At 73.5% G+C, this 4,428-nt stretch carries 4 protein-coding genes; 3 read left to right on the top strand and 1 reads right to left on the bottom strand.

Annotated features, from left to right (window positions below; translation table 11 throughout):
• The coding region (locus tag ACRX5S_RS22800) for an NAD(P)/FAD-dependent oxidoreductase (RefSeq protein WP_436774893.1) at positions 1–1,165 on the bottom strand (1,165 nt) is incomplete at its 3' end.
• Positions 1,166–1,367: 202 nt separating this feature from the next.
• Between ACRX5S_RS22800 and ACRX5S_RS22805 the strand changes: the two genes are divergently transcribed.
• From ACRX5S_RS22805 to ACRX5S_RS22815, 3 genes are all read left to right on the top strand, one after another.
• Positions 1,368–2,018 (top strand): hypothetical protein, encoded by a 651-nt coding sequence (locus ACRX5S_RS22805; protein WP_436774894.1) that lies wholly within the window; start codon positions 1,368–1,370, stop codon positions 2,016–2,018.
• 4 nt (positions 2,019–2,022) lie between these two features.
• Positions 2,023–2,562, top strand: coding sequence for a hypothetical protein (locus tag ACRX5S_RS22810; protein WP_436774895.1), 540 nt, complete (start codon positions 2,023–2,025; stop codon positions 2,560–2,562).
• 340 nt (positions 2,563–2,902) lie between these two features.
• On the top strand, positions 2,903–4,369 hold the full coding sequence (locus ACRX5S_RS22815) for a DUF5685 family protein (RefSeq protein ID WP_436774896.1): 1,467 nt from the start codon (positions 2,903–2,905) through the stop codon (positions 4,367–4,369).
• Positions 4,370–4,428 lie beyond the last annotated feature (59 nt).

The raw sequence follows: 4,428 nt of genomic DNA on the forward strand, positions 1-4,428 counted from the left end.
CCGCGGCCGACACACGGCGCCTGCGCTTGGGCAGGCCGAAGGTCGGATTCGCGCTGGCCCACAGGGACCCCTTGATGATGGCCACCTTGATCCGTGCGGCCTTCCGGCCGCCCACGTACTTCGGCTTCGCCTTTGCCTGCTCGTCGACCGGTTGGAGGAGCCCGTCCCTGCGTCCCAGGCTGATGTGGTTGAACAGGTAGACCAGCTTGGTGTGCGGGACCTTGCCGCCGGTCAGGCGTCCGACGAGCGCCTCGATGGCCTGGCGGCCGGTGTACCCGGCCGTACCGCAGGACATCGGCAGCGGCAGGCCGTTGTCGCCGACGGCGTGCACGGCGTCGCCGACCGCGTAGATGTTCGGGTGCGAGACCGAGCGCATGGTGCGGTCGACGACGATCCGGCCCTGCGCGGTGACGTCGATGCCCGCGGCGGCGGCGATGGGGTGGACCGCGAACCCGGCCGTCCACACGGTCGCGTCGGACGCCACGGCGGTGCCGTCCGCGCACAGCACGCGCGTCGCCTCGACGGCTTCGACGGTGGTGTGCTCCAGAACGGTGATGCCGAGCCGTTCGCAGGCGCGGCGCAGGTGGTTTCGCGCGCCGGGGGAGAGCCTGGCGCCGAGTTCGCCGCGGGCGACCAGCGTCACCGACAGGCCGGGACGTGCCTCGGCGATCTCGGTCGAGGTCTCGATGCCGGTCAGCCCGTCGCCGACGACCAGCACCCCGGCACGGTCGTGCTCCTCCAGGGCGTCCAGATGCTCGCGCAGGCGCAGCGCGGCGGGCCGTGAGGCGACGTTGTACGCGTGCTCGGCCACACCGGGGACGCCGTGGTCGTCGGCGCGGCTGCCGAGTGCATAGAACAACGTGTCGTACGCGACCTCGCCGCCCCCGTCGGCGTCCGCCACGGTGACGATCCGCCGGTCGGGGTCGACGGCGGTCACCTGGGCGATCCGCAGCCGGATCCCGGTGCCCGCGAAGATGTCCGTCAGCTTGCGGGGCTCCACCTTGTGGCCGGCCGCCAACTGCTGCATCCGCATCCGCTCGACGAACTCCGGCACAGCGTTGACCACGGTGATCTCGGTGTCCGCCCGGGACAGCCGCCGGGCCAGGATCCCGGCCGCGTAGGCCCCGGAGTACCCGGCCCCGAGAACGACGATGCGGTGCTTCATGACGTGCTCCTGTCTGCTCGCTATGCCCTCTCGCTCCTTGAGCGGGACAGCGCCGCGATTCCTGACAGGAAGGGATGTGACGCAGGTCGCAGTGCGGCAGGATCGGCAGCGGGGCGGTCGGTGCCGCCACCCGGGCCGAAGGGTTCAGGATCGGCTCGGCGCAGCCGAGGACGAGGACGGCCGGACGGGAGCCGCGATGCGGATGCGACGGTACTTGCGCAGGATGCTGGCGGAGGGCGACGCGCTGGGCGAGTTCCACACGCCGATCCCCTGGCCCTCGGTCTGGCTGTTCGCCAAGTTCGCTTATTGCGCCGAGCAGTTCGGCTACCGCTACGCCGGGCTCGCCGGGGACGTCCCCACCGATCTGCGGCCGCCGCTGCACACGTTTTGCCGCGTATCGGACGCCGGCAGCCGTGCCGAGCGCACGATCCGTGACTACCCCCGGGCGCTGCGCGGTGGGCGGATGCCCGGGATGTACCCGTGGCCCGTTCCGTTGGTCGCCCGTGGGCCCGCCCGGCGCGAGGTGCGGCTGTTGCACGCGCGGATCAAGGCCGACTACTACGGCGTGGTGGGGTGGGAGCCGGTACGCGGTCTTGCCGTCAAGGTCTTCGGCGTCGTGATGGCGGCGGTTTTGGTGAGCGGGGGTGTCGGCGAGCCGCTGGTGTTCGTGGCCGCGGGCGGCCTCGCCGCGGCCCTGATCCTGATGATCGTGCTGTCCAAGGTGTTCATGCGCCGGCGCCGCGCGTCCTACCTGCGGCTGCTGGAGCGCGCGGGCGTCGCGTGGCCGCCGCCCCGCGGTCCGGGGCGCGGGGCGTCCCGGCGGGGGAACGGCGCTGGAGCGGCAGTACGGTGACCTCGTGATTCTTGTCGTGTGCACCGGGAACATCTGCCGTTCGCCGATGGTCGAGGCCATGCTGCGCCACCGGCTTGCCGAGGCCGGGCTCGGCGACTGGCCGGTGGCGTCCGCGGGCACCCTCGGGTGGGGCTCGGCACCGATGACCGGCGAGAGCGCGCAGGTGCTGGCGGAGTACGGCGTACCCGCGCACGACCACACGAGCCGGAAGCTGACGGCGGAGATGCTGGACGCCGCCGACGTGGTGCTCGGCATGACGCGCGAGCATATCTGGGGCATTTCGGCGCGCTCGTCCAACGCCGAGCCGCGCGCCTTCGTGCTGGGGGAGTTGGCCCGCCTCGGGGAGAAGACCGGCCCGCGCGGGGATGCGTCGCTGCGCGAGTGGGTCGCCGAGGTCGACGCGCTCCGCGACGTACGGCGAATGGCCCGCGCCGACGACGAGTTGGCGGACCCGCTCGGTGAACCGATCGAGACCTACCGCAAACTCGCCGTGCGCGCGGATACGCAGGTACGCAGGCTGGTGGCACTGCTCGCAGGCGGGTAGCGGCGGCGCACCCACGGGTTCCACGTGGGGCCCCAGACCCGGGACACCGCGCGTCCACACGCGCGGTGCTCCGCTTGGTGTTCCGCCGCGACGGGTGTGTCAACACTTGGTCAACAAGCGGCCAACATGGTGCCAAATGCGTTGTTCGTGCCACCGCCCCGCAGCGGTGCCGCGTGTCGAACTGGTCTGCTGTGCGCGGGCGATGCGGCCCCGCAGCCGGCCCGGTGCGCACTTCCGGTACGTGGGCCGACGGCGGGGCGGCTTGATCGCTAACCTGAGGCACCATTGCCGGGCCGACGCGGCCGGGGGCGGCATCCAGTGGCAACGGGGAGGGACACGCGTGTTCGGGATCATCAGGCCGTGCCGGCACCGGTTGACCGACGGGCTGCGCGAGGCGTGGATGGCGCATCTGTGCGGGCTGTGCCTGGCGCTGCGCGACGACCACGGGCACGCGGCGCGCGTGGCCACCAACTACGACGGCCTGATCATCTCGGTCCTCGTCGAGGCCCAGGCGGAACCGGAGAAGGCCGCGTCCGGACGGCGCAAGGCCGGTCCGTGCCCGCTGCGCGGCATGCGCACCGCGCAGGTCGCCAAGGGCGAGGGCGCGCGCCTCGCCGCCGCGGTCTCGCTGGTCCTCGCGTCGGCGAAGATGCGCGACCATGTCGAGGACGGCGACGGGGTGTTCGCCCGCAGGGGCGTCGCGGGCGGCGCGCGCCGAGTGGCGACGCGCTGGGCGCGGCAGGGCGAAGGGACCGGGCACGACGTCGGGTTCGACACCGCGGTGCTCACCGAGGCGGTCGGCAGGCAGGGCGAGATCGAGGCGCTGGCCGGGCCGGGGACATCCGTCCTCGTCGTCACCGAGCCGACCGAGACCGCCACCGCCGCCGCGTTCGCGCACACCGCCGTCCTGGCCGGACGCCCGCGGAACGCCGAGCCGCTCGCCGAGGCAGGCCGCCTCTTCGGCCGCCTCGCCCACCTGCTGGACGCGGTCGAGGACGTGGGGGAGGACCGTGAGTCGGGGGCGTGGAACCCGCTGCTCGCCACCGGGACCGGGCCGGACGAGGCGTACCGGCTCTGCCGCGACGCGGCGCACGGCATCCGCCTCGCGCTGCGCGACGTCGAGTTCGCCGACCAGCGGCTCGTGCACACCCTCCTCGTGCACGAGGTCGACACGGCCGTGGACCGCACCTTCGAGCACGCCGGGTTCCCGGTGAAGCGCTCGCGCGGGCACTCGTGCTCGTCGCACAAGGGCGGGAAGGGGGCGGAGAACCGCTCCGCGCTGCCCGGGACCCGCGAAGGTTCGACGACGGTCGGCACCGACATGCCGACCGGGCCCGACTCGCTCTCCGGAGCCGACCCGGCGACCGGACCCGCGGCGCGGTCCGGGCCCGCGAGCGGCACCGGGCTCGGTGCCGCAATGCCGCTGGACGCCACCGGAGTTGTCAACTCCTGGCCGCAGAGCCCTCCCGGTCACCAGCCGCCGCCCTCCGGCCCCGGCAACCCGTTCGGCCCGCAGCACCCGGGCGACCCGTGGCGCACCCCCCACGGCCCCGGAGGTCCTCCCGGCGGCCCGGGCGGTGGCCGTGGCCCCGGACGCCGCCACAACGCGCTCGTGGCGTGCCTCATCTGGGTCGGCCTGTGCTGCACTTGCCAGGCCTGCTGCCGCGACGAGTTCACCGACCCCTGCACCGGCCAGCAGCGCCAGGGCTGCTGCCAGAACTGCGACTGCGACCCCGGTTGCTGCGAGTGCTGCAACTGCGGTGACTGCTGCGACGGTTGCGACTGCGGGTGCGACTGCGGCTGCTGACGCATCCGCCGCATCCGCTGCACTACGGGTGTTGGGGGGGCCGCCCGACGCTCACATGT

It is taken from the genome of Yinghuangia sp. YIM S09857, assembly GCF_051388915.1.
Classification (GTDB): Bacteria; Actinomycetota; Actinomycetes; order Streptomycetales; family Streptomycetaceae; genus Yinghuangia.

What these genes read in the sequence shown, in the direction of transcription:
- ACRX5S_RS22805 (WP_436774894.1), top strand. Translation starts at nt 1,368, where the DNA reads ATGCGACGGTACTTGCGCAGGATGCTGGCGGAGGGCGACGCGCTGGGC.